Source organism: Lacrimispora indolis DSM 755, assembly GCF_000526995.1.
Classification (GTDB): Bacteria; Bacillota; Clostridia; order Lachnospirales; family Lachnospiraceae; genus Lacrimispora; species Lacrimispora indolis.
Map to the genome: position 1 here is coordinate 1,124,793 of NZ_AZUI01000001.1, position 23,895 is coordinate 1,148,687.

Below are 23,895 nucleotides of genomic sequence, written 5' to 3' on the forward strand. Positions count from 1 at the left end.
TGAAGGGATACCCCCAGGGTATTTTCTATTTCCCGTTTATATTCTTTGAGCTTCAGGAAAACCACACCGAGTATCTTCCTATTATAATGGAATATCCTGCCGGTTTTCCTTATGGAAACGGTAAATTGCCTCCAGCACCACACGGATCTCATCATCCCAGCCGGATGCCAGCCCTGTATTCTCCGTTTCATAGATCACTTCACCTGTGACAATGTTGCCGGAGACGGCACTGATCATGGCTCCTCTTACCTTCCTGCGATGGCAGACTGTATAAAGGGCAGAGCTTTCCATCTCAACATTTAAGCAGCCAAGCTTTGACAGTTTTTCAATCCATTCCTCTGTTTCTCCATAGAACGCGTCATCACTGGCATTGATGCCGTAATAGATGCTGCCGGAAATCTCCTCCTTTAGATCCTTTGCCGTATCGATCAGCACTCTTGTCAAGTCAAAATCCGGTACAGCCGGGAAACAGTCCGGCACGTAAAATCTGGAGGTGCCTTCGTTTTTCATGGATGCGGTGGAGATCATTAAGTCGCCTATTTTTATTCCTTCCTGCAAGGCCGCGCTGCTTCCGATCCTGATGAGGCATTTTGCGCCGATATTGATCAGTTCTTCTGCTGCAATGGCTGCCGAAGGGCAGCCCATTCCCGTAGAGGTGACGGAAATCTTTACCCCTTTATAATAACCTGTAAAGGTTCGGTGCTCCCGGTTATTGGCAATCAGTTCAGCATTTTCCAGGTGCTTTGCCACCCGGTCAGAACGGGCCGGATCGCCTGGAAGCAAAACATATTCACCGATATCTCCGGGACTTAAATGAATGTGGTACTGTCTTTTTCCAATGGTTTTTTCATCTTTATTTAATGACATTTTGCTGCATCTCCCTATTTCTCTTATTTTTCTGTCTCTGTTTTTGGATCGAGTAAATGGTCAGGCCTAAAATGGTGGCCCCATAAGGCAGCATCTGTACAAATTCCGACGGGATCTGTAAAAGCTGCAGGATATTGGAAAGGCCGTCAAAGAAGGAAAACACCATGGAGGAGATCAAGGCTCCCACAGGGCTTGCCTGTCCCATGGCGCAGGCGGCAAGTGCGATAAAACCCCGGCCTGCCACCATGTCCCTGGTAAACATGGATAAGTAGCCCATGGATAAATACATTCCTCCCATTCCTGCCATTACACCGCATAATAAAATGGCCAAAAACCGGATCTTAACCACATTCTGCCCAACGCTGGAAGCTGCGCTGGGATTTTCCCCTACGGCCCTCATCCGAAGTCCCATTGGAGTACGGTATAAAAATACCGAAATCACGATCACCATGAGAAAGGCAAAGTATGTAACCACATTGTGGCCGGATAAAATATCTCCCAGCACGGGAATATCCTTTATAACAGGAATGCGGACTGCCGGAAAACTATAGCTTTTTAAGGATGAACTGGACCCTTTTTCTCCTGTTGCCAGCTGGAGCACAAAGACCGTGAGCCCGCCTGCAATGGTGTTGATTGCCGTGCCGCACAAAACGGCGTTAGCCTTTAACATCAGATGAAAGTATGCAAAAACCCCGCTTACAACCAGGGCAGCACCAACGCCTGCAACGATCCCCCAAAACAGATTACCTCCCCAGGCGCTTCCTAAAACCCCGAACAGGGCCGAAATAAGCATGATTCCGTCCAATCCAAGATTGACCACTCCCGTTCTTTCGCAGATCACCGCACCCAGGGCAGTGAGTAAAATAGGAGTTGCCACACGGATCCACATAAAAAGGAAATCCACGATAAATGAATAATCAATCATTTACTATTTCTCCTTTCATTATTACCCTCCACGCTTTTTGGACATAGTGGTATACCCGCAGGGTGTTTCATTCCTGTTTCTGCCTTTGCAGCCTCTACGATCATTTTCTGCTTCCACTTCTTAAGCAGAGCCTCGGCTGCAATCATCAGTATCATGACTCCCTGGATGATCTTTACCACTTCGCTGCTGACATCGCTGTTTCTTGCCATAATGTTTGCCCCAACATTGAGATATCCCATGAAAAGGGCTGCCAGAGGCACCAGAAGGGGATTGTTTCTTGCAAGCAGGGCCACGGCAATTCCGGTCCAGCCATATCCGGGGCTTGCGGTCCATTTAAAACGGGTGTACATGCCCAAAAGCTCCGCGCCGCCTCCCACTCCTGCAAGGGCTCCGGCAATTACCTGGGAGGCCACCATAACGCCGGTGACCTTTATTCCCGAGTAATTTGCAAACTTGGGGTTGTTTCCTACAATTCTCAGCTTCATTCCAAAGGTAGTGCGAAAAAGCAGGAAATAAGTGGACAGGCAAAGAACGACCGCAAGGACGATTCCGACGTGAATCCTGGTGCCGCCTATGATCACCGGAAGCAGGGAGGTGTCCAGAAATGCAATGGAGGCCAGGCTTGAACTGCTGATCTCACGGAAATAATAGCTCACCATGTAGATTGCAAAAAACTGGACGATATAATTGAGCATCAACGAGGTCACCACTTCTGAAACCTGCCATTTCATTTTTAGCAGAGCTGGGATCAGGGCCACGGCAGCACCCATGGCCGCCGCCGCCAGCAGTGCAACCGCCGAATGGATTCCCGCAGGCAGCGGCACGGAGGTGGCAATCATCATTGCACCAAGAGTCCCGATGAAAAAAGCGCCCTCTGCGATCATGGAGAACTGTCCGGCTCCGAAGATCAATATAACGGCCAGGGCCGTAAACATTAACGGAGAGGCTGCCTCCACAATGTTTCCGATACGGCGGAAGGAAGTGAAGGGACCGACAAAAAAGCTGAAAAAAGCGTTCATTGGCTCAGAACTGGTTCCTAATACAATCGCAGTGACCAGACCGCAGGATACCAAAATTGTGATCAGCAGCTTTGTTAGATCCACGATTAAGTGAATTCGTTTGTTACTGTCCATGACATACCTCCTTTATCTCTGCATCAGACTGCTTTTCAATTCCAAGCATATATTTTCCCAGTTCCAGCTCACTGATCTTCCCTGCATCAGGAAAATACGCCACGATCTGGCCTTCATGCATGACAATGATGCTGTCGGATAACCCCAGCACCTCATTTAGGTCCGAGCTGATGAGCAATACGGATTTCTTGCTGTCTCTCATTTTAATCAGCCTTCTCCGGATGAATTCGGTGGCGCCCACATCCACGCCCCTGGTAGGCTGGTTGGCAATGATGACCTTGGGATCGCTGGACAATTCTCTCGCCAGCACTGCCTTTTGGATATTTCCGCCTGAAAGGCTGTCGATCCTCACATCGGGATTCTTGCACAGCACCTGATAATCTCTTACCATATCCTGGCCGTATTGCTTTACTCTGCGTTTATCAATGATCCCGCGCTTTGAAAACTGCTTAGAGGAAATTTTATCTGAAAGAGTATTTTCCGTAATGGAAAGAGCTGAAGCCACGCCTGTTGTCATGCGGTCTTCCGGAATGTGGGAAACAGAAAGGGCCCGTATATCCCGGATGCTGCATCCGGAAATCTCCTTGCCGCACAGTTTAATGGAACCGGAATTATATTTACGAAGCCCTGTCAGAGCCTCCGCCAGTTCTGACTGGCCGTTGCCCTCCACGCCTGCGATCCCAAGGATCTCCCCTTCTCTTAAAAGAAAGGATAAATTGTTTACATAAGTTTTCCCATTCTCACCGGCAATGGATAAATTCTTTACCTTAATGGTGGGTTTGCCGATCTTTGGCGGGTTTTTCTCTATGTTTAAAATTACGTCTCTTCCCACCATGAGGTTGGAGATGTCCTGTTCCGTCACATCTTTCATATCATACAGGCCCATGGACCTTCCCTGGCGGATGATGGAGATCCTGTCGCACAGCTCTTTTACTTCGTTCAGCTTATGGGAAATGAAAATTATGGTATAGCCGCTGTTTTTAAGCCTTTTCAGCTCCTCAAATAATTCCGTGGTTTCCTGTGGAGTGAGTACTGCAGTAGGCTCATCCAGAATGAGTATTTTCGCCCCGCGAAACAATGCCTTTAATATCTCCACCTTTTGCTTCTGACCCACTGTCAGCTCCTCAATCCTTGCCCTGGGACTCACCTGCATGTTAAACTTATCCGCCATCTCTTCCACCTGCTTGTGAGCATTCTTTCTGTTGATCAGCAGACCCTTTGTAGGTTCAACCCCCAGGATGACATTCTCCGCAACCGTTAGCGAGGGAACCAGCATGAAATGCTGGTGTACCATTCCGATCCCCAGGCTGATGGCTAATTGGGGAGAAGTAATGATGGTTTTCACACCATTGACGTAGATATCTCCTGAGGTCGGCTGTTCTTCGCCAAAAATGATTTTCATTAAAGTGGATTTTCCCGCCCCGTTTTCTCCGGACAGGGCATGGATCTCTCCGGCATGAACGGAGAAGTTGATCCCCTTATTCGCCATTACGCCGTTGGAGTATACTTTAACAATATTTTCCACCCGCAATACTTCTTTTCTCTCTTCCATCCTATTACTCCTTAAAAATCCTTCTGGAAAGGGCAGCAGCAAAATATACGGACGCCTTTATTTTGCTGCTGCCCTATGGTTTCAATAACAGGCTTATTTCATGCTGTCACGCAATGCGGAGACTTCTTCCGTCGTCATCTTCATGGCGCTTCCTACTGTGATTTCACCCTTGATGATCTTGTCCCTCACTGCTTCAAGATTCTTCTTGATATCCTCCGTAACGATGGAGTTAAAATTATCATTCTGAGCCAGACCAACTGCACCGCTGTCAAGGCCCAGGGCATAGGTCTCGTCACAGGTCATGGAACCGTCTATGAGACCTTTTGCCGCTGTCACCAGGGAATCGCCCACATTCTTTAAGGTCGATGTGAGGATGTTCTTTGCGATGTCAGGATTGGTTTCCTTTAACTGGGTATATAAATCCTGGTCACAGGCGATTAAGTATTTATCAACGTTGCTGGCCGCTGTTGCCGCACCAAGAATACTCTGGGAAGCCGGTGCATATACGATCTGCGCGCCCTGGTTATATAACTGAGTGGTCATTTCAAGACATTTGGGAACATCCTCAAAGGAACCCACATAGGAAGGGATCACCTTGATGCTTGGATCTACATATTTCACACCTTCTAAATATCCTACCAGGAAGTCATTGATATTTGCCACGTCCATGGAACCGATAAAGCCCAAGGTTCTCTTGGAGGCATCGATCTTTGCATCTCCGGAATCAAGCATCTGGGCTGCCAGAACGCCTGCCAGGAAGGAGCCCTGATTGGAATTGTATGTAATTCCCATCATATTTCCTTCTGTCACCACGTCCCGGTCCACATCGCTGTCAAAGAAAATATACTTTTTGTCAGGATACTGGGCTGCCGTATTCTGCGCCACCTCTTTTACCGACCAGGTACCCGCGATGATGACATCCCAATCCTGCTCGGATACATCTGTAAAATGGCCTTCATAGCTGGTTTCATCACGGCCCATTTCAACCACCTTGATATCTGCCCCAAGCTCATCTCTCATGCGGTAAAGGCCGCTGGCTGCTGAATCATAAAAGCCTTTATCTCCCAAATTTCCGTTTACCAGGTACACAGCTTTCAATGGCTTTTCCGATGCCTTCTCCTCCTTTGCCCCATCTGTCTCCTTTGTTTGCTCCTGTGCTCCGCCGGTACTCTGTGCGCCGTTATTTGTTTTGCCGCATGCGGTGAGCATGGTGCAGGTAAGAACTCCTGCCATAATCAGACTTAACGTTTTTTTCATTCCCTTTCTCCTCTCTGTTGCTGAATCATATCTGTTTGTTTTGCAGCATATTTGAAAAGAGCTCTCCCTCCTGCCTGTAACCCGTTGGCCGGTATGCCCCTTTTCAATTACAAGTGAGACTTACGCTCCATGGAAAAACGGTATTTGCTTCCCAGAAGCTGGTGCTTGACATAGCTAAGGGGCCTGTCCCCTTCATCCACCAGGATCTCTTCCACAATGATGACAGGTTCATTTTTGTTGATGCCCTCAATATAGGAATCTGCATCCGCGTTCAATACATTGAATACGGTTTTGGCCCGCTTTGCCAGCCGGTACAGCCCATAAACGCTGAATTCCCTGATCTTTTCCGTATCATTTATATCAAGCTGGTATTTCTCAATGTATTCCGCATCAAAGATGGTGACCGTGTTTGCCATCTGCCGTCCATTGGAAAAATAATTGGTGTTGTTAAGAACCATTAAATCACCGGGCTTTTTATGTCCCAGCTCATGGGCAACGTAAACGCCGCAAGGCTGGTACTGGGCGGAAATCCTGATTTCATCAATGGTATCCACACAGTTCTCAATACACGGGTTAAACAGCCACTGGAAGCCATCCTTATATTGCAGCGCATGGGTTGCAACCACCGCCTGCTTTCCCTGGGTCTTATTTATGTATCCATCCTCTTCCAGCTTTCTCATAGCCATTCTGACTGTGCCGCGGCTGACCTTCCAGTAATCAGCCAGTTTATTTTCACTTGGAACAACATCCCCTGCCTTGATCACGCCTTCTACGATCAGATTAAAAATAATATCATAAATTTTTACGTAATTAGGTATCACCAGGCTTTCTGAAATGTCTTCTCCCAAAAGCGGCAGTTTATTGTAGTCCATCATACCATTCACCCCACCAAATCATTTTTTATTATGGCTCTCATCGCCTCAATCCCAACCAGGATCACCCGGTTTTCCAGCTCTGTAAGAGGTACCCGGTCCTCTGCCGAAGTACTTTTATAATCAGTTGCGCTCACTAATACGGAGGCCGCCCGGATCCCCAGACTGGCCGCAACCAGAAACAGGGTGGAACATTCCATGCTGGTGGAGGTGGCTCCGCCTGCCTCATATGAGCTCCACTTATGAAGGATCTCATCCTTTACCGGCTTTTTCTCCGGCTGGGTCTGGCTGTAAAAGGAGGCTTTTGTGATCGTGACCCCCACATTACAGGGCATGTCCAGCCTTTTGGAGGCTGCCTCCAGTTCTTTGATCATGGAAAAATCCGGAACTGCAGGAAATTCCACAGGCAGGTAATGATTGCCCACGCCTTCCATCCTTACTGCTCCATTTGGAATCACAATGTCACCTGTCTTTACCTTTTTTGAAGTGGAAGCACCGGAGCCGATGCGAAGCATGGTATCTGCACCGCATTGGTAAAGCTCCTCCATGGCAATGGCTGCGGAAGGCCCTCCAATACCTGTGCTGGTTACTGCCACCCTAGTTCCGTCCAGCTCACCTGCAAAGGTCCTGAATTCCCGATTATATGCAATTTCCCTTGGGTTATCAAAATAAGAGGCGATCTTTTCCGCCCTCTCCGGACTTCCCGGCAAAAATACATACCGCCCTACATCGCCTTTGGAGATTCCAATATGCATCATCTTCAATTTTTCCATATTCTCCTCCTTTTGCTGTTTTTCATCACTTTTAACTTGGCTGCCAAGTTGTTGGCATTAGAATATCACTTGGCTGCCAAGTTGTCAATAGGTTTTCTTTCAAAATTCGTTTTTTTAAGTGCAAAGTATATAAAAAAAGACAAGTTTTTTTATTTTTAATAGATACTATTTAGATATATGGAAACATTTCTCATTAAATAATTGTGCAAACTATTATAAAAATTAAGACAATGTAAGCCATGCCTGATTTAAAAGTGATATGTGGAGATTGTAAAAAAGAACGGGAAAATGCATTGCAAGGATATGAAATCTGATGAAAATAGGACTCTCCGGCCCCTCTGCATTGACGAACCGGTTGATTTAAGATAAGCTAAGTATAAGAATACGAATACATTCACAGATAAGGAGATTACCTGCCATGAGCATCCGACTGATCGCCTCCGATATGGATGGCACCCTTTTAGACCCTCAGACCAATATTTCCAAAGCCAATGCAGATGCGATCCGCAGGCTTGAAAGCGCGGGCATAGAATTTTTAATCTGCAGCGGACGGGATTATGAAGACGCCAGATCCGCGATGGAGTCCTGTGACATCACATGCGGCTACATCTGTTTAAGCGGAGCTGCCGTATACAGTCAGGATGGCGAAATTTTAAATGAGATTCCTCTCACCCATCAGAATCTGGTCGATATTGAACGAATCCTTACAGAGCAGGAGGTGGATATGGATATCCTGACCTCCCATGGACGGTATACCACTGCCCCGGAAGACCGGAGACTGGAGGAATTGTACTCCTTTTTAAGCGGCAGGATCGGATCCCCTGCTTCCATTTCCAGAGAGCTTGAGGACGCCGTACAAAAGCGGATGGAATCCACAACATTTATTTCTTCGCTTAAGGATCTTTCTGAGGATATTACGGTATTTAAAATATGCAGCAACGGGCTTTCCGTCCAGAAGGTGGCCGCATTAAAGGAAATTTTCGCAGGTTATCCGGATCTGGCTGCGGCATCTTCCTTCCCCAACAACATTGAGCTGACCAACCAGGCAGCCCAGAAAGGGCCTGCCCTAAAAGCCTATGCAGAGAGCAAGGGAATTTCTCTTGAGGATGTAATGGTCCTTGGAGACAGCGACAATGACTTGTCCATGTTCACACCGGAATTCGGCTGGACCGTTGCCATGGAAAACGCCATGTCCTGCATCCGTGAGGCTGCAAAATACCATACGAAATCCAATAGGGAAGACGGGGTGGCCTGGGCCATACGCAGGCTTGTATTTCAGGAAGATATATAAAATCCAATGAAAAAACAGGAAGAGTTTCTTTACTTTTCTTAAATCAATTTAATGCCATAGAAAGAATATCTTTCCTATTCTTTCTATGGCATTTTGGCATAAATTGGATTTATTCTCTAAGTACTGATTAAATCATTGAAAAAAACTATAACCATAAACTGCAGATAAATGTTGCGACCAAACCACCTATGGACATAAATATATTAGAAATCGATAATGTCTTTAACCCTGTTTTCATATCATATCCCATACAATTCGTATACACCCAGAAGAAGCTGTCGTTTACATGGCAGCAAACACGTGCCCCTGCACCGGACGCAAGAAAAATCAGGATCGGATTCAAACCAAGGCTGGCGGCAATTGGTGCACAAAGTGTTGCTGCGGTCGTCACTGCAACTGTACCGGAACCCTGTACTACTTTTAACAATCCGGAAATCACGAAAGGAATCAGGATAAATGGCAGTCCTGTATTAATTACCATAGTTGCAAGACTGTCTCCTGCACCTGAAACCTTTAACACCTGTCCTAACGCGCCGCCGGCTGCCGTGATAAATACGATAGGGCCTGCATCTTTTAATGTGTCATCCATTACCTTAATAATTTTTTTACCGCCCATTCTCCTTCCTAACGTAATGATCGCCAGCACTGCTCCCAATGCCAGTGCTATATTGGAATCACCAACAAAAGAGGTGACCGTTACCACCAAAGAGTCTGCCGGAAATAACATGTCACATGTTGTTTTAGAGATAATCAGTAAAATCGGAACAACCAGGGGAAGTAAGCTGGCCAGGGTTCCTGGAAGACCAGAGGTATCGTCCGCGTCGTCTCCAACCGCTTCCGGCACTTCTCCTTCACGGAATGTATAAAAACTGTCCGGTTTCTTTTTAAAATATAATTCTGCAAAGATCCAGCCAAATGCCGTCATAAATACAGCGGCAAAAGCTCCATACAAAATCGCCTCACCAATGTCAATACCTAAAAGGCCTGCTGCTGCCAGGGGGCCGGGTGTCGGCGGCACATACACGTGAGTAGCTAAAAGACCTGAGGATAAACTTACTGCCAGAATGGCCAGAGGAATTCTGGTCTTTTTATTGATTGCTTTTACCAGTGGTGTTAAAATCACAAATGCAGCATCGGAAAATACCGGTATTGATACGATATAGCCGGTAATTGCCATTGCTAATCCGGCACGCTTTTGCCCCACCAGACGAATCGCATCCAATGCCATGCGGTTGGTACCCTTAGCGGCATCTAAGTAGTTGCCAAGCATAATTCCAAATATAATAATGATACCAATGCTTTTTACAGTTCCGGAAAATCCGGTGGTTAAGGCTTCCACTGTGTCAGAACCGGACATCCCAGATAGAACGCCGATAATTAAACCTGTCACTAATAAGGCAACAAATGCATTTGCCTTAACCTTAATACATAAAATCAGCAAAACTGCGATTCCAATTAAAAAAACTAATTCCATTGGCATAACCAACTACCCCCTTTATTTTTCACTCTTTTCCACCGAATCTGGCACGCATCATTGGCTTGATTCCTCCGGCTTCTAATATTTTCATTGCCTGATCGCCCAGTCTGTCGCAAATGAGTTCTTCATACGTTTCCTCGATGGTAACCGTACCTTTCCGGATATCCACCATTATCGTCTGACCATCTTTAACTTTTTTGCTGATTCCCTTACATATAATCAGGGGAAGTCCCAGATTTATAGAATTACGGAAAAAAATTCTTGCAAAGGATTCTGCAACTACTGCCGAAGCCCCCATATTAAGCAATGCGATCGGCGCATGTTCCCGGCTTGAACCGCAGCCAAAGTTGGTTCCGGCTACAACAATTCCGCCCTCCGGGAAATTTTCAGCTATTGACTCATCAACGCCGGCAAGGCAATGGCTGCCGATTTCTTTTCCATCTGTGATAGCCAGAAAACGCCCCGGGTATATTTGATCCGTATCAATATTGCTGCCAACAACTGTAACTTTTCCTGATATCTGTGTTTTCATAAGTACTCCCTCCTATAAATAATCTCTTGGGTCAGTAATTTTCCCATTCAGAATACTTGCTGCCACAGTTGCAGGGCTCGCCAGATAAATTTCAGCCTGAGTTGAACCCATTCGTCCCGGGAAGTTTCGGTTGGTACTGCTGATGCACACTTCACCCGGGGCTATGATACCTTCATGTGCACCCAGGCAAGCCCCACAGCCAGGAGTTGTCACCGTTGCACCTGCCTTCATTAAATCCTGTATATATCCTTTTTCCATGCAGATCTGCATCACCTCATTTGATGCCGGAACAATTACCAATCTGGTATACTTTGGAATTTCCTTTCCGCGTAAAATTTCTGCCGCAATTGCAATATCCTCTTCACGGCCGCCAGTGCAGCTTCCTATGTAACCCTGGTTCAATTCAACAGGTCTGCCGGAAATAACATTGTTAAGAGTATCCACGTTATCTACGCTGTGGGGACATGCTAACAATGGCTCTAAGGCCGATACATCGAATACATAGCTTTCTTCATACTCAAAGTCAGGATCTGTGTACTGAACTTCATATGGACGGACCGCACGGCTGGATACATACTCCAGAACATTTTCATTGGGCTGCATATAAGCAGTCTTTGCACCGATTTCTACGGCCATGTTGCATATCACCATTCTGCCGGCAACATTTAAGGATTCCACATAACTTCCGGTAAAATCAATTGCTTTGTATACCGCGCCATCTGCTTTCAGCTTTCCCAATACACTGAGGATTACATCTTTTGGGTACACACCTTTTGGGGCCTCTCCTTCCAGGCGTACTTCGATTATTTCCGGAACGCGGAACCATAATTCCCCGGTCATCAGAATGGTTGCCATATCTGTTGCTCCACAGCCTGTTCCCATCGCTCCAAACGCACCGTGTGTTGTAGTATGGCTGTCCGTTGCAACAACAATCATACCCGGATAGATAACCCCTGCCTCCGGCATGACCTGATGACAAACCCCACAGTTGGTATCAAAGTGGAATTTAAGGTCATTGTCTTTTGCAAATTTTCTCATTTCCCCATGATTTGCCGCACTTTTAATATCCGGTGCCGGTGCATAGTGATCAAAGACAAACGCTGCCCTGGTATTATCCCATACTTTCTTTCCACCCATTTCGTAGAAGGAATACACTGTCTGTAGATACAAATCATTGATTTCAGCAAAATCTATCTTTGCTGTCACAATTTCTCCCGCTTTTACTGCAGAACATCCGCTGTTTTTTGCAAGAATTTTTTCAATTGCATGCATGATTCTCCTCCTCATTTATTGTATATCGTATTTCGTATATCGTATACGATATACGATTTCGATGTGTAAACTATAGCATGTTGATACAGTTTGTGCAACTATAGTTTTTATTCTCTCTTTAATTTTATTACTTTTTAACAATATTCTTTGTTGGGACTTATTATATTTGACGAAAAACTTCTACAGGAATCATTGATTTAAGACTGATCAAATAATTTCGAGTTTGACACCCAAAAATAGCTTATGCTATTATGATATATGAAAAAACAGACTGTTTATATAGAGGTGAGAACATGGAACCATTAGAAATGATGCCTACCCGGGCACGCATAACATCAATCCTGAAAAAAGCGTTGCTTTCCGGAGAATATAAGAGCGGCCAGGAGCTGAGCCTGACAGGAATTGCATCTGAATTAGGAGTTAGCAGAACCCCCGTGCGAGAAGCATTTCAATCTCTTGCTGCCGAGGGCTTAATTGAATTGAGAATGAACAAGGGTGCTATTGTAAAGCCAATAGATAAGAAATTTATTACAAATCATTATGAGATGAGAACGTTGCTGGAGGGCGAAGCTATTTACAGAGCCGCAAAGAGAAATATGGAGGTTTCTGATCTATTGGCCAAGCTTTACCATATATCAGATAATGCAGAAGCTACGTCTTACCAGGACTATATTAATATTAATCAAGAACTTCATATGGCGATTTGGAAAGCGGCTGATAACCAGAAGCTATATGATTTTCTACTGGGACTGTGGAATGGACCAAGTACGGGAAAAGCCAATTCTGAAGCGGATCATCATATCAAATCAACAAAGGAACATATAGAAATGCTGCAGTTTGTACAGAAAAAAAATGCAGAAAAAGCGCGGGCAGTCATGGAACAACACATTACCAGAAGTATGGAAAATATATTAAGCAGCTTTGAACAGACCGGTGAGCTATAAATATCAGTTATCATAAGTGAGTTACTTCAGAGAGGAAAAGCCTTGACAGCTCCATTCTGCGCCATGACTGGCTAATTTGATATGGAGGCATTGGTTCATGGTGTGATTGCAGCTCTGGAATGAAATGAAAGGTTAAAAGCCATACAGGAAAACCCATGAATCGGACGGGCTGATTTCTGCTGTAATTATTAACGAAAATCCAGGATAAAAGCTGTAATTATTTTTGGAAGTAATCAGATATTCTATTTAGAACAGATTAATACATGGCTGATAAACAGACAGATTTGGTATGGCCGGAATCTGTCTGTAACCTTATTTAAGAGGAAATCAAAAAGAAGAAGGGCTTATAGAATCGTTTTATTGGGCCAAAAAAAGAGCTTATTCAAGGTGTCTGTTATGAGACTCCTGAACAAGCTCAAGATGATATTTTTAAATACATTAAATTATATTACAAGGCACATTTCTTCTGTTCCTCACTATATAACTCCTGCTCAATTTAAAGAGCAAAATACATGGAATCTGTTAACAGGAATCTCACCGCCGTGCTGTCTCTTCCTGCTCTTAAAAACAAATCACACTTCTGTAAAGCCAAATATTTTCCATGGTCCGATATAATTAAGCAGAACCAGTTCATAATCCGGTATATGGCCGATTACATTCTTTCGCCCGTCATTTGGCATATCTTTTAAAACAACGTGCAGTTCCCCTTTGTAGCGGGAATAGCCGTCGTTTAAAATCACAACATCCCCACGCTTTAAATCCCGGGTATTGGCCGGAGGAACGGATTTATCCGCAAATGATACTCTCGGCCATGTGGACCGTATCATATATTCACTGATATCACCCCTGATCACGTGCTGCTGGTCAAAGTAGAGGATCTCCCGCTCTGTTTCCGTCAGCTCCTTTTCCAGGCAAAGGCCAAACATCAGCTTTCCGGGCGTCACTGAGGAGCAGGCTTTTAATTCCTCCTCAGATGCATAGGCATTGGCAATGATCACATCATCCACCAAACGGGTCGCCAGCAAATGACGCACCTGGGCATCAATAGGCAGGCCTCTGTGCATCTCCAGGGTGCAAAGCCCCTCATTCACAGGCCATGGGCCAAAGGTGCCCTCATTGTTGCTGGATACAAAGGCCGCCACCTTAAGGCCGTGTTTCTTCATTTCCCTGTTGCAGAAATCAAAATGCTCCAGGCTGACCCCCGTATATTTCTGGGGATAAAAGTTGTGGCAGGTAATGATCCGTTCCGGCACGGGATGGTGGTTCATGATGTTGGCCACATAGCTTGGATCGGTGCTGGCATTCAGTTCGATCTTCATCCCTTCCTGGTTGTAGCTCATGGCAGCTTCCTTCATGCCGTCAAAACCCACATCCAGCCGGATCCCATCGGCATGCATTTCCTTAAAGGGAGCCAGATTATCATAGGAAGCCCCCAGCGCATCAAAGACGGGAGGTGCCACATCCAGGATCACTTCCATCCCGGACTCATGAGCCGTATCGATCATATCCCGAAACTCATTGATGATTTCATCTTTGTCCTTATTTCCCACGCTCAGCAGGCAGGTGAAAATCCGCTGAAACCCATATTGGCCTGCCAGCCTGATATATTCCTTATCCCGTTCCGGAGTGGAATGCTCCGGATACAGGGAAATCCCAAGTCTTCCCATCATGAATCCTGTATGATCATATCTTGAAGCATATCATCATACTTTCCTTTCTTTTATATTTTTGACTATCATTTATGTCAAGCGGATATTCGCAATCTGATTCGGTTAAATGCTGCGTATTTCCCTATTTCAGGCAATGGCTTAAGAAACGCTGAAGCCTGGCATCCCGGGGAAAGTCCAGTATCTCCTCCGGTGTTCCGTCCGCAATGATGGTACCCTCGTCCATAAATAAAATTCTGGTAGCCACCTGGCGGGCAAACCGTACCTCATGAGTAACAAGAAGCATGGTGGCTCCTTCTTCCGCAACTGCCCGTATGGTGTTCAAAACCTCTCCCACCAGTTCCGGGTCCAGAGCAGAAGTGGGTTCGTCAAATAAGAGCACGTCGGGGTTCACCGCCAAAGCCCTGGCAATGCCTACTCTTTGCTGCTGCCCTCCGGAAAGCTTTGACGGAAAATAATCTCCCCGATCAGCCATACCCACCTTTTCCAGAAGATTCAAAGCGATCTCCTGGGCCTTAGCTTTATCCATCTTAGCCACCGTGATCAGGGCTTCCATGATATTTTGCTTTGCAGTCTTATTTCTAAACAGGTTATAATTCTGGAATACCATGGAGGAGTGGCTTCGAAGCTCTGCTATCTCCTTTTTCGTATGCCGTCTGGCATCTACCTTGGCAGAGCCGATTCTTATGATTCCTTCGGTAGGCTCTGTCAAATAATTTATGCACCTTAACAGGGTGGATTTCCCGGTTCCAGAAGGACCCAGGACCGCCACCACTTCTCCCTTTCCAATGGTTAAATGAATGTCCTTTAATATGGCGGTCTTTCCGTCAAAGGACTTGGTTAAATGGTTAATTTCAATCACGGAAAGCCCCTCCTTTGGCCGGTTATTCCTGAATCAGCTTCGTCATGTCGGAATACATCCATTTGGTAATGATTTTAGAAGTGGTTCCATCCTCCATCATCTGGTCCAGTACCTTGTTGACTTCATCGCAGAGAGCCTGTCCCTCGTCGTTCTTTTGGAAAAAGTAGGCAACGTTATTGGACATAAGGCGCTCATCCAAAATGTGAAATTTCATATTCTGAAGGTTTTCATACTTATAAACAAGGCTGTCTGTGGTTGCCATGGCATCGATTCTCTTTAAATATAGGTCCTGGTATCCGGTATCACTTGTCTCATAAACTGTAACCTTCCAATCGTAGGTTTCCGCCATGGCTTCCACAGACACCTGGGAGGCCTGGCCCTGAGCCACGCCGATGGTCAGCCCCTTTAGCTGATCAAAGGAATTTACATCGGCCTTATCCTCATTGACAATGATGCACTGGGCATCTCCATAGTAGGGGTGGGATGTGATGTATTTCTCCATACGGGCCGGCGTTGTTGCAAAGCAATTTGCCGCTGCGTTCACACGCCCCGTATCCAGTTCACCGAAGAGGGCGGAAAACTCCACCTGCTTTGGTTCTACCTCCCAGCCTGTACGCCTGGCAATCTCGCTCCACATCTCCGCATCAATGCCTGTCCACGTCTTGCCGTCATCGCCAAGAAGACTGTAGGGCTCCCCGGAACCACCGGTGGCAACGATGACCTTACGGGTCTGGTTCGTCTCGCCTGCAGTACTTGCGCTATCTGCAGCGCCCGTAGTATCCGCTGCTGCTTTTGTGGATTCCGCCGAAGATGGTGGATTGGCCGGTGCCGGACTGCTGCTGCAGCCTGCCAGAAGAACAGCAGTCATTGTCAGTAAAAAAGGTAACATTTTTTTCATTTGAATTTCCTCCCTTTATGGTAAAAGATTAATACATCTGTGTGCATTTCCAGTCAAGGACCTTGTGGATCCTGGTAAGAACCAGAACCAGCAGCCAGTAAATCAGCATAACGGCCAGATAAATCTCAAAATAACGGAAAGACTGGGCGCCTTCGCTCTTTGCCTGTCCCATGACATCCCGTATACCCAGCATGAACGCCAGAGATGTTGCCTTCAGCAGGTTGATCAAGTCATTAAACAGGGACGGCAGGGCCACACGAAAAGCCTGGGGCAGAACAATCCGCAGGATTGTCTGAAGCTCCGTCATGCCCAGCATGGCCGCCGCTTCTTTTTGTCCCGGTTCAACAGAAAACAAAGCCCCGCGGATGCTCTCGGACATAAAGGCCCCCGTGTTCAGGCTCAAAACCAGGGCAACAGCTGTCATCGGCTCCATATTCAGCACGATCTCGCTGAGGCGGGCCAGACCATAGTAAAAGAAATACAGCTGGGCCACCAGGGGCGTTCCCCGCAGCACGGATAAGTAGAAACGGGTCAATGGATATAAAACCTTAATTCTGTAATAACCGATGACAGCAATGACAATTCCGATAACCAGAGAAAAAACAGCCGCCGTAAAAGTCAGGCTGAGAGTCACCTGCAGCTTTGACGCAATTTTAGGAAATACTTCAAGAAAATAAGAGAAATCAAACAACTCTGTATTCTCCTTTCATATGTATTGAAAGACCATTTTTCATTGTACCATTCTTCTCAGGCAGGGACTAATAGAAAAAAAGCATATAGATATTTGATTTTTCTATATATCTCAACAGACTGTATTAAGGTCTTAAATCTGCATCACTTCCAATCTCCATGTTTATCGGTATACTAAAAAGTGCCGGTCATCAGGCATACATCTTCCGTTTCCCAGCACTTTCGTAAATTCATTTATATATTACATACGATATGGCTGTCCTCATCCCCTTAAGGCTGCTCCTATAGCCCCTGCATAACGGGACAGAGAGGACGTCTCAACCGGATAACCCACCTGCCTCTCCAAAGCTGCCGGAAGCCCGTAAAGCGCTGACAGCCCGCCGGTTAAAAGCACCGGAGATGCAAGATCCATGCGGCCCGCCAATGTCATGACGCGGGTGGCCACGGATTGAAGGATCCCCCCGGCAATTTCCTCCCGGCTTTTTCCCGATGCCAGAAGGGAAACGATTTCTGAATCGGCAAACACGGCACACATGCTGCTGAGCGAACAGCATTTACCAGCTTTCAATAGCTCTGATAAATCCGATAAATCAATACCCATGCGGTGGGAGGACATCTCCAGAAAACGGCCCGTACCGGCGGCGCATTTATCATTCATCTGAAAGGAGACCACCTTTCCCTGTTCCACCGATATGACCTTGGAATCCTGACCTCCGATGTCAATGACCGTCCGTACCCCTGGCATAAGGTACTCAGCCCCCAGGGCATGGCAGGTGATTTCCGTCACCGCTTTGTCTGCAAAATCGATTCCCACCCTGCCGTACCCGGTGGCAATGACCTGCATCTCCTGACGGACTGTCCCCGCTTCCTCCATCAGTTCCGCAAGGACCGCCCTTGCCGTCTCTTTTGGGCTCCAGCCCGTAGGCTTCACGCACATAGCCGCAATGGTTTTATCCTTCATCAGAACTCCCTTACAGGTGGCTGAGCCGCAATCAATTCCTGCTGTTATGCCCCCCATTGCTACAGCATCTCCACAAATGCGCCGGCGCGGGTGGAAAGCTGGCCGATGTCAGAGGTTCCATAATCCGTTTCCAGATGAAGGTAAGGAATATTCCTTTCCTTTAAAAATGTTTTCACCGTATAAGATTCCACCGCATAGGTATGACAGGCCTGCAAGGTCATCTCCACCACACCGTCTACTTGAAATTGGTCACACAGACGGCCAAGAAGCTCGAACCGGTTAGGGTTGGGAGTCATGACGGAACAGCCTATGTTCAAATAATGGTCAGCTATGTTGGTGATGGGATCTCCCTCCTCCCGGCACTGGCGGTCCATCTGCTTGGCGCCGGTGCAGTTTTCAAAGGCAACCACAACGGCACCTGCATCCTCAATCACCTTTACCACCTTTTCCGTCACCCCGCCCATGGGACAGCCGGTGATCAGAATCCGGGGCGCCTGTTCCGGAATGGGCCGTTCTCCATTGCAATAGGCCTCCTTTATGCTGTCAATGGCATTCTGTATCTCATCCACTTTTTCCTGCCAGTCAAACTTAAACTGGGCACCAAAGAGAATCTGCAGCTGCCGCAGACCGCTGATAGGAGGCGGGCACATGGTACTGAGCTCATACACTTCTTTTAAAAGCCTGCGCTCCACATTACGCTTGCGTATGGCTTCTTTAAGCATTTCATCCGTAATTGCAACACCGAAATCCTTTTCCACACGCTCAACGAGCCTTACCATTTCTGCCCGCCAAAGAGCCTTGGCTTCGGGGGTGTTCTGACGGTGTGGAAGTTCCAGGACGTGAACATTCTTGGTCTGTCCAAGGAGCTCATACATCTTCACCTTGCCGTCACAAGTCGTCTCGCCCACTACCAGATCGGAAAAATACATATAGGGGCATTTGTCCGTAATCGCAAAGCCATAACTGGATTTGATGAGGGGACATAAGTTGGCAGGCAGCACCTTTTCCGCCTCCGGTATGGTCTCGTCACTGGTGGAGCAAAGGCTTACGCTCACTAAATCCGCGGCCATAAAAATCTCCAGAGGAGTATAAGTACAGAACTGGCCCACCACCCCCTTGCCTGAACATTTAAGTTTCTTCATGGCGAGAAACCCGTTTTTTCTTGCTTCTGCGAAACTGTCAAATACCCTGGGTAATTCCGTATTCTTCTGAACCATAGCTGTCTTGTATGATATATCTTGAAACAGATAACCATACTTTCCTTTCCTTTTAAATTTACATTAAGTAGTTATCTCAATAATCTTTTCAAAGGGGTTGTTAAACTCCCTGATATACACGACCGGAGTTCCGCTTTTGCTTACAATGATGCTTTCAACCATGATGATGGGGGTATTCAGCTTAACATGAAGCAGATTAATATATTTTACAGGCACCGTAATTGGCAGAAACTTTTGTGTGACCGAGCCTTCGTCAATGTATCCTTTTAAATCCAAAAGCTTATTTAAGTTATTATAATCGCTGTCATTGATCAGACTTTGAATCAAATAGATTTCCTCAACGCTTAAGGGCTTTCCGTTCTTCCGGTTTAAGCGGACGATCCGGATCATCCGGTCCTCAGGCCCGATTTCCAGATAAGAAGCCATCGTTTCATCGGAAAAGCAGGAACTGAAATAGATCACATTGTAATCGTAGGTATCATCTATGGGCTTATTCAGAGTTTCCGCCGATGTGTTTTTCTTCATCAGCCTTTGATCTGCAACAAACGTCCCTTTATTTTTATCTCTGTATAATACTCCCTCTTCCACCAGTTCATTTAAAGCATTACGCACAGTCATGCGGCTGGCCTTATACCGGCCAGCCAGTTCCCGTTCAGAGGCAATAGGGGTATTGACAGACGCATCCTTAATTTCTTCCATAAGGTCCTGTTTTATTTTCTGATATTTCGGAGCCCCCATTGTATCACCTCTTATCCCCATTCATTCTCTTTTGCCTTCCAAAGGCAGCCGCCAAATGGACAGGCGGGCATATCGCCTCAGCTCGTTTTCTTCCCATGAATAAAGCTCTCCATGGACGAAAGCATCCTGGAAATCCTCTTTTTTGAACTTCTTTGATAAAGCCAGGAAACAATCTTATAATTTAAGGAACCGGAAGTACTGTCTCCCTCGAATCTCTCCCTGTAGTGTACCACAATGTTTCCGTCTTTGCTATCTTCGATCTCGTAAAAAATAACATTTGTGCCCTGGGAGGAACGGAAATCTGCCTCATAGCAGCTGGGAGAGACAAATTGCCTGATCACCACATCCACATGGCTTTCCTGCCCCATTTTATTCTTCATCTTCTTTTTATAGCGGAAGCCGGAATAAATCTGGTCCGGACTTACCTTCTTCCCTGTGGCCTGGGTGATATCATAGGCTACCGAAGACGCCAGAGCATTAAAAAATTCCGTTGCCTCTACATTCAGTTTCCGACTTACTTCCATATTTCTCTCCTATTTTCCCCTATTCAAAGCCGTTGTTTTTAAGCAGCTCCTGATACCAGCAGCCTGATTTTTTTATGGTCCTCTTCTGAGTCTCCAAATCCAGCTCCACAAGCCCGTAACGGTTCTTGTAGGCATTGAGCCATGACCAGCAGTCCACAAAGGTCCATACATGATAACCGATGCAGTTGCTTCCTTCTTCCATTCCCTTATGAAGCCAGGTTAAATGCTCCTTATAGAATTCAATGCGGTAGTCATCCTGTATCATGCCGTCTTTTCTGAAACGTTCCTCATGTTCCACACCCATGCCATTTTCCGTGACCATCCATTCAATATTTCCATAATTGTCACGGATGTTAAGGGCAATGTCATATAAGCCTCTGGGATAGATTTCCCAGCCCCGGTAGGGATTCATCCGTTTGCCGGGCATGTCATAGATATCAAAATAGTATTCCGGGGTAAATGGGGCAGCCGGATTGGGAAGGCCGGCCTTTGCGCAGACCCGGAACGGATGGTAATAGTTCACTCCCAGGAAATCCACCGTATTTAGACGGATAACCTCTAAATCCTCTGAGGCAGCTTCCGGCAGCAACCCGTGCTTTTCCAGAAGATCCACCAGCTCCGGATCATAAATTCCTTTTACTGAAGGATCCAGAAAGCTCTTATTCTGGAACAGCTCTGCAATCTTTGCCGCCTTCTCATCCTCCGGATGGGAGCTTCTGGGATAAGCCGGAGTCAGATTCAGGATGATTCCGATCTTTCCTCCCTGCTTCATGGAGTGGTATTCCCGCACCGCCATGGCACTGGCAAGGGCCGTATGATAGGCCACGGCTGCCGCTGCCTTAGGATCCACCTTGCAGGGATAGTGGTAGCACTGGAGGTATCCGCACTCCACATGAACAATGGGTTCATTAAAGGTAAACCAGCGCTTGACCAGATCTCCAAACAGGTTAAAGCAGGTCCAGGCGTATTCTTTATAATAATCCACCACCTTTCTGTTTTCCCATCCCCCCAGCTCCTGAAGCTTTACCGGCATATCAAAATGGTACAGATTCACAAAGGGCTCGATCCCCTGTTCCTTTAATTCCAGAAACAGGCTGCGGTAAAATTCGGCGGCTTTTTCGTTTACTTCCCCAAACCCCTGGGGAAACAGGCGGGACCAGCTGATGGATGTCCGGAAAGAGTTATGGCCTGTCTGTTTCATCAGCCGGATGTCTTCCTTATAGTTCCGGTAAAAGGAAGAAGTGGTGCCTGGGCCGATGCCTCCATGGAATTTAAAGCTCTCCTCCTCATACCAGAGATCCCAGATATTTTTTCCTCTTCCGTCATTTTCTGTGCTTCCCTCACACTGGACAGCGCTGGTGGCGCTGCCAAAGTAAAATCCTTCCGGAAACTTAAGTCTCATACCATACCCCCTCATTCCTTCCTTTTCTTTATCAGCATAACTGCACCCAGCAGTATAAATACCAGACCAACGGTCATATACATGGCAGAGGCCGGAAGCTGGGGTGATACGGTAATGAACAGGCAGCCTATGGCGATTAAAAATACAGTCCAGCTTTTCATGGAAAACCCTACCTTCTTTCTCAATCTACAGGGAAGAGCCGCCAAATCAGTTCTGTCAGGACAACCCCTGCGAACTGGTCTGGCAGCTCCTTCTTATTCTATGCAATTATTCTTCTTTCATTTTGTTTGCCATCATAACAAATGGCGTCCAGATGGCAAAGGATATAAACAGGTTAAACAGCGATACAAGTGCTGCCATAAAGTTTCCGCCGGTTGCAAGGAATGCGTAGATGCCTGCCGGCATTACCCATGGTACAGAAACGAATACCGGTGGGATTAAGCCGATGGCAGTTGCGCCGTATGCGATGGTCGCGCATACCGGCGGAACGATCAGCCACGGAATTAAATATACCGGGTTCAGTACGATAGGCATACCAAAGGTGATGGGTTCGTTGATATTGAATACGCCCATTGGCCAGGACAGCTTTGCAATGGCCCTCTGGTCCTCTCTCTTGGAAAACAGGAAGATGGCAATGATCAGGCCTAAGGTAATTCCGGAACCTCCCATCTGGCAGTAGGCGTCAAAGGAACCGCGGGTCCATAAGTAAGGAAGGCTGGCAGTACTCTGGCTGGCAGTAAATGCCTCGATGTTCTGGTTTAATGCGGTTAAGTAGATTCCATCCATAATAGGAGCCAGTACGTTGTGTCCATGTAATCCGAAGAACCATAACAGCTGGATTAAGAACACCATGAGGATTACGCTGAAGAAGCCCTGTGATAAGCTGAGGAGCGGCCTCTGTATATATTTAAGAACCATTTCATTAATGGTGGAGCCTGTTGCTGTTATACAGATCTGGGTTAAGATCCCTGCCACATAAATGGCGATCACGCCCGGGACAATTGCTGCAAATGCTTTGCTTACTGCCGGAGGTACAGAATCCGGAAGGTTAATGGTGATTTTTTTCTGCATCAGCTTTATGTAAATCATGGTACAGATAAAGCCCATAATCAATGCGGTAAAAAGGCCGCCGGAACCGGTGTATGCGGAACCTAAGTATCCCCAGCCGCTGACTCCGTTTAATGTGACACCGCCTCCTGCGGTAGCAGCCACATCAAGGCCAAGGCCCTTTAACTGGTCCGCTGCCGACGCTGCAACTCCCGGAAGCTCATAGCTGAAGGAAGCGCTTTGTCCCATACAGGTGACTAAGCTTGCAAATGCGATGACTCCGCCTGCAATGGCGTTTACATCATATGTTTTTGAAAGGTTGTAGCCCAGGGCAAAGACAAATGCCAGGGCAAGGATTACGATGGAACCAAAATATACGTTACCGTTAACACTGATGATCGGGGTCATGGCCTTAACAAACCCGGTCATTCCTGCCTGATTTGGAAGATCTCTTAAAAATACATTGAGCAAAACTGCGATGGAACCCACCATGGTAATGGGCATGATGGCGATAAATGCATCACGAATGGCAACCAAATGTTTCTGGGAGCCGATTCTCGCTGCGATCGGCATAAATCTTGCTTCCATGAATGAATTAAATGCACCCATAACTTTTCTCCCTCTTTTATTATCCCCTGAACCATTGTAAAGGGGAATTTCTTTTTCATACCTGCCCGTTTAATTTCCCCAGTGCCTGATCCAGGACCTTGGCACCGTTCATCGTGCCGTAAGCCATCATATCAATGACAAGCACTGGTTTCTCATTTTTCACTCTCTCGTTCATCTTTTTCTCCAGGTAACGAACCTGAGGTCCTAACAAAATGATATCTGCCTTTTTCACTTCTTCAACGGATTCAGCATCTCCCACCGCCCAAATGGTGGCCTCCACGCCTTTTTCTGATGCTGCATCCTGCATTTTTTTTACAAGCATGCTTGTAGACATTCCTGCAGAGCAAACTAATAAAATGTGATACATCTCGCACCCCTTTCTGTG

General features: G+C 46.5%; 24 protein-coding genes. 2 read left to right on the forward strand and 22 right to left on the reverse strand.

Annotated features, from left to right (window positions below):
- Positions 1–81 precede the first annotated feature (81 nt).
- The 7 genes from K401_RS31025 to K401_RS0105485 form a co-directional block, all read right to left on the reverse strand.
- On the reverse strand, positions 82–867 hold the full coding sequence (locus tag K401_RS31025; protein ID WP_024292010.1) for a nucleoside phosphorylase: 786 nt from the start codon (positions 865–867) through the stop codon (positions 82–84).
- Positions 854–1,792, reverse strand: a complete 939-nt coding sequence (locus K401_RS0105455) for an ABC transporter permease (RefSeq protein ID WP_024292011.1) — start codon at positions 1,790–1,792, stop codon at positions 854–856. Before K401_RS0105455 ends, K401_RS31025 begins: the two co-directional genes overlap by 14 nt.
- Positions 1,789–2,925 (reverse strand): ABC transporter permease, encoded by a 1,137-nt coding sequence (locus tag K401_RS0105460; RefSeq protein WP_024292012.1) that lies wholly within the window; start codon positions 2,923–2,925, stop codon positions 1,789–1,791. Before K401_RS0105460 ends, K401_RS0105455 begins: the two co-directional genes overlap by 4 nt.
- Complete coding sequence (locus K401_RS0105465; protein ID WP_024292013.1) at positions 2,915–4,477, reverse strand: ABC transporter ATP-binding protein; 1,563 nt, start codon at positions 4,475–4,477, stop codon at positions 2,915–2,917. Before K401_RS0105465 ends, K401_RS0105460 begins: the two co-directional genes overlap by 11 nt.
- A gap of 93 nt (positions 4,478–4,570) precedes the next feature.
- Positions 4,571–5,734: a BMP family lipoprotein gene (locus K401_RS0105470; RefSeq protein ID WP_024292014.1), complete on the reverse strand. Its 1,164-nt coding sequence runs from the start codon at positions 5,732–5,734 to the stop codon at positions 4,571–4,573.
- Positions 5,735–5,841: 107 nt separating this feature from the next.
- Positions 5,842–6,609 carry a GntR family transcriptional regulator gene (locus tag K401_RS31745; protein ID WP_024292015.1) on the reverse strand — a complete coding sequence of 256 codons (768 nt, stop codon included), beginning with the start codon at positions 6,607–6,609 and terminating at the stop codon, positions 5,842–5,844.
- A 5-nt stretch (positions 6,610–6,614) separates the two neighbouring features.
- Positions 6,615–7,379: a nucleoside phosphorylase gene (locus K401_RS0105485; RefSeq protein WP_024292016.1), complete on the reverse strand. Its 765-nt coding sequence runs from the start codon at positions 7,377–7,379 to the stop codon at positions 6,615–6,617.
- Positions 7,380–7,797: 418 nt separating this feature from the next.
- Here K401_RS0105485 and K401_RS0105490 point away from each other — a divergent pair, with 418 nt between their 5' ends.
- Positions 7,798–8,670, forward strand: coding sequence for a Cof-type HAD-IIB family hydrolase (locus tag K401_RS0105490; RefSeq protein ID WP_024292017.1), 873 nt, complete (start codon positions 7,798–7,800; stop codon positions 8,668–8,670).
- 145 nt (positions 8,671–8,815) lie between these two features.
- Here K401_RS0105490 and K401_RS0105495 read toward each other — a convergent pair whose 3' ends face one another.
- Genes K401_RS0105495 through K401_RS0105505 form a run of 3 tightly spaced genes read right to left on the reverse strand, consistent with a single transcriptional unit; the run spans position 8,816 to position 11,951 of the window.
- Positions 8,816–10,150: a GntP family permease gene (locus K401_RS0105495; protein WP_024292018.1), complete on the reverse strand. Its 1,335-nt coding sequence runs from the start codon at positions 10,148–10,150 to the stop codon at positions 8,816–8,818.
- Positions 10,151–10,172: 22 nt separating this feature from the next.
- A complete protein-coding gene (locus K401_RS0105500) occupies positions 10,173–10,679 on the reverse strand; it encodes a LeuD/DmdB family oxidoreductase small subunit (protein WP_024292019.1) in 507 nt (168 codons plus the stop codon).
- Positions 10,680–10,691: 12 nt separating this feature from the next.
- Positions 10,692–11,951, reverse strand: coding sequence for a 3-isopropylmalate dehydratase large subunit (locus K401_RS0105505; RefSeq protein WP_024292020.1), 1,260 nt, complete (start codon positions 11,949–11,951; stop codon positions 10,692–10,694).
- Between the two features lie 293 nt (positions 11,952–12,244).
- Here K401_RS0105505 and K401_RS0105510 point away from each other — a divergent pair, with 293 nt between their 5' ends.
- A complete protein-coding gene (locus K401_RS0105510; protein ID WP_024292021.1) occupies positions 12,245–12,895 on the forward strand; it encodes a GntR family transcriptional regulator in 651 nt (216 codons plus the stop codon).
- Positions 12,896–13,467: 572 nt separating this feature from the next.
- On the opposite strand, the gene K401_RS0105515 is transcribed toward K401_RS0105510, so the two are convergent.
- The 12 genes from K401_RS0105515 to K401_RS0105570 all read right to left on the reverse strand — a co-directional run bounded on the left by K401_RS0105515 (position 13,468) and on the right by K401_RS0105570 (position 23,877).
- Complete coding sequence (locus tag K401_RS0105515; RefSeq protein WP_024292022.1) at positions 13,468–14,562, reverse strand: DUF871 domain-containing protein; 1,095 nt, start codon at positions 14,560–14,562, stop codon at positions 13,468–13,470.
- 124 nt (positions 14,563–14,686) lie between these two features.
- Complete coding sequence (locus K401_RS0105520) at positions 14,687–15,424, reverse strand: amino acid ABC transporter ATP-binding protein (RefSeq protein WP_024292023.1); 738 nt, start codon at positions 15,422–15,424, stop codon at positions 14,687–14,689.
- A gap of 22 nt (positions 15,425–15,446) precedes the next feature.
- Complete coding sequence (locus tag K401_RS0105525) at positions 15,447–16,322, reverse strand: transporter substrate-binding domain-containing protein (protein WP_051464011.1); 876 nt, start codon at positions 16,320–16,322, stop codon at positions 15,447–15,449.
- A 28-nt stretch (positions 16,323–16,350) separates the two neighbouring features.
- Complete coding sequence (locus K401_RS0105530) at positions 16,351–17,013, reverse strand: amino acid ABC transporter permease (protein ID WP_024292025.1); 663 nt, start codon at positions 17,011–17,013, stop codon at positions 16,351–16,353.
- Positions 17,014–17,274: 261 nt separating this feature from the next.
- A complete protein-coding gene (locus K401_RS0105535) occupies positions 17,275–18,030 on the reverse strand; it encodes an acyl-CoA dehydratase activase (RefSeq protein WP_024292026.1) in 756 nt (251 codons plus the stop codon).
- A gap of 2 nt (positions 18,031–18,032) precedes the next feature.
- Positions 18,033–19,190 (reverse strand): double-cubane-cluster-containing anaerobic reductase, encoded by a 1,158-nt coding sequence (locus tag K401_RS0105540; RefSeq protein ID WP_024292027.1) that lies wholly within the window; start codon positions 19,188–19,190, stop codon positions 18,033–18,035.
- Between the two features lie 63 nt (positions 19,191–19,253).
- Positions 19,254–19,928 carry a GntR family transcriptional regulator gene (locus K401_RS0105545; protein WP_024292028.1) on the reverse strand — a complete coding sequence of 225 codons (675 nt, stop codon included), beginning with the start codon at positions 19,926–19,928 and terminating at the stop codon, positions 19,254–19,256.
- A gap of 77 nt (positions 19,929–20,005) precedes the next feature.
- The gene (locus K401_RS0105550) at positions 20,006–20,452 is read right to left on the reverse strand and encodes a DUF3284 domain-containing protein (RefSeq protein ID WP_024292029.1); all 447 of its coding nucleotides are present in this window, start codon (positions 20,450–20,452) and stop codon (positions 20,006–20,008) included.
- 19 nt (positions 20,453–20,471) lie between these two features.
- Complete coding sequence (locus K401_RS0105555) at positions 20,472–21,854, reverse strand: glycoside hydrolase family 1 protein (RefSeq protein ID WP_024292030.1); 1,383 nt, start codon at positions 21,852–21,854, stop codon at positions 20,472–20,474.
- Positions 21,855–21,865: 11 nt separating this feature from the next.
- Positions 21,866–22,015 carry an LPXTG cell wall anchor domain-containing protein gene (locus tag K401_RS32745; RefSeq protein WP_156882410.1) on the reverse strand — a complete coding sequence of 50 codons (150 nt, stop codon included), beginning with the start codon at positions 22,013–22,015 and terminating at the stop codon, positions 21,866–21,868.
- A 106-nt stretch (positions 22,016–22,121) separates the two neighbouring features.
- Positions 22,122–23,510, reverse strand: coding sequence for a PTS sugar transporter subunit IIC (locus K401_RS0105565; protein ID WP_024292031.1), 1,389 nt, complete (start codon positions 23,508–23,510; stop codon positions 22,122–22,124).
- Positions 23,511–23,565: 55 nt separating this feature from the next.
- The gene (locus tag K401_RS0105570) at positions 23,566–23,877 is read right to left on the reverse strand and encodes a PTS sugar transporter subunit IIB (RefSeq protein WP_024292032.1); all 312 of its coding nucleotides are present in this window, start codon (positions 23,875–23,877) and stop codon (positions 23,566–23,568) included.
- Positions 23,878–23,895: the final 18 nt, after the last annotated feature.

Coding starts and splice junctions, on each gene's coding strand:
- K401_RS31025 (WP_024292010.1), bottom strand. CDS start 867: ATGTCATTAAATAAAGATGAAAAAACCATTGGAAAAAGACAGTACCAC.
- K401_RS0105455 (WP_024292011.1), bottom strand. CDS start 1,792: ATGATTGATTATTCATTTATCGTGGATTTCCTTTTTATGTGGATCCGT.
- K401_RS0105460 (WP_024292012.1), bottom strand. CDS start 2,925: ATGGACAGTAACAAACGAATTCACTTAATCGTGGATCTAACAAAGCTG.
- K401_RS0105465 (WP_024292013.1), bottom strand. CDS start 4,477: ATGGAAGAGAGAAAAGAAGTATTGCGGGTGGAAAATATTGTTAAAGTA.
- K401_RS0105470 (WP_024292014.1), bottom strand. CDS start 5,734: ATGAAAAAAACGTTAAGTCTGATTATGGCAGGAGTTCTTACCTGCACC.
- K401_RS31745 (WP_024292015.1), bottom strand. CDS start 6,609: ATGATGGACTACAATAAACTGCCGCTTTTGGGAGAAGACATTTCAGAA.
- K401_RS0105485 (WP_024292016.1), bottom strand. CDS start 7,379: ATGGAAAAATTGAAGATGATGCATATTGGAATCTCCAAAGGCGATGTA.
- K401_RS0105490 (WP_024292017.1), top strand. CDS start 7,798: ATGAGCATCCGACTGATCGCCTCCGATATGGATGGCACCCTTTTAGAC.
- K401_RS0105495 (WP_024292018.1), bottom strand. CDS start 10,150: ATGCCAATGGAATTAGTTTTTTTAATTGGAATCGCAGTTTTGCTGATT.
- K401_RS0105500 (WP_024292019.1), bottom strand. CDS start 10,679: ATGAAAACACAGATATCAGGAAAAGTTACAGTTGTTGGCAGCAATATT.
- K401_RS0105505 (WP_024292020.1), bottom strand. CDS start 11,951: ATGCATGCAATTGAAAAAATTCTTGCAAAAAACAGCGGATGTTCTGCA.
- K401_RS0105510 (WP_024292021.1), top strand. CDS start 12,245: ATGGAACCATTAGAAATGATGCCTACCCGGGCACGCATAACATCAATC.
- K401_RS0105515 (WP_024292022.1), bottom strand. CDS start 14,562: ATGGGAAGACTTGGGATTTCCCTGTATCCGGAGCATTCCACTCCGGAA.
- K401_RS0105525 (WP_051464011.1), bottom strand. CDS start 16,322: ATGAAAAAAATGTTACCTTTTTTACTGACAATGACTGCTGTTCTTCTG.
- K401_RS0105535 (WP_024292026.1), bottom strand. CDS start 18,030: ATGGGGGGCATAACAGCAGGAATTGATTGCGGCTCAGCCACCTGTAAG.
- K401_RS0105540 (WP_024292027.1), bottom strand. CDS start 19,190: ATGGTTCAGAAGAATACGGAATTACCCAGGGTATTTGACAGTTTCGCA.
- K401_RS0105545 (WP_024292028.1), bottom strand. CDS start 19,928: ATGGGGGCTCCGAAATATCAGAAAATAAAACAGGACCTTATGGAAGAA.
- K401_RS0105550 (WP_024292029.1), bottom strand. CDS start 20,452: ATGGAAGTAAGTCGGAAACTGAATGTAGAGGCAACGGAATTTTTTAAT.
- K401_RS0105555 (WP_024292030.1), bottom strand. CDS start 21,854: ATGAGACTTAAGTTTCCGGAAGGATTTTACTTTGGCAGCGCCACCAGC.
- K401_RS32745 (WP_156882410.1), bottom strand. CDS start 22,015: ATGAAAAGCTGGACTGTATTTTTAATCGCCATAGGCTGCCTGTTCATT.
- K401_RS0105565 (WP_024292031.1), bottom strand. CDS start 23,510: ATGGGTGCATTTAATTCATTCATGGAAGCAAGATTTATGCCGATCGCA.
- K401_RS0105570 (WP_024292032.1), bottom strand. CDS start 23,877: ATGTATCACATTTTATTAGTTTGCTCTGCAGGAATGTCTACAAGCATG.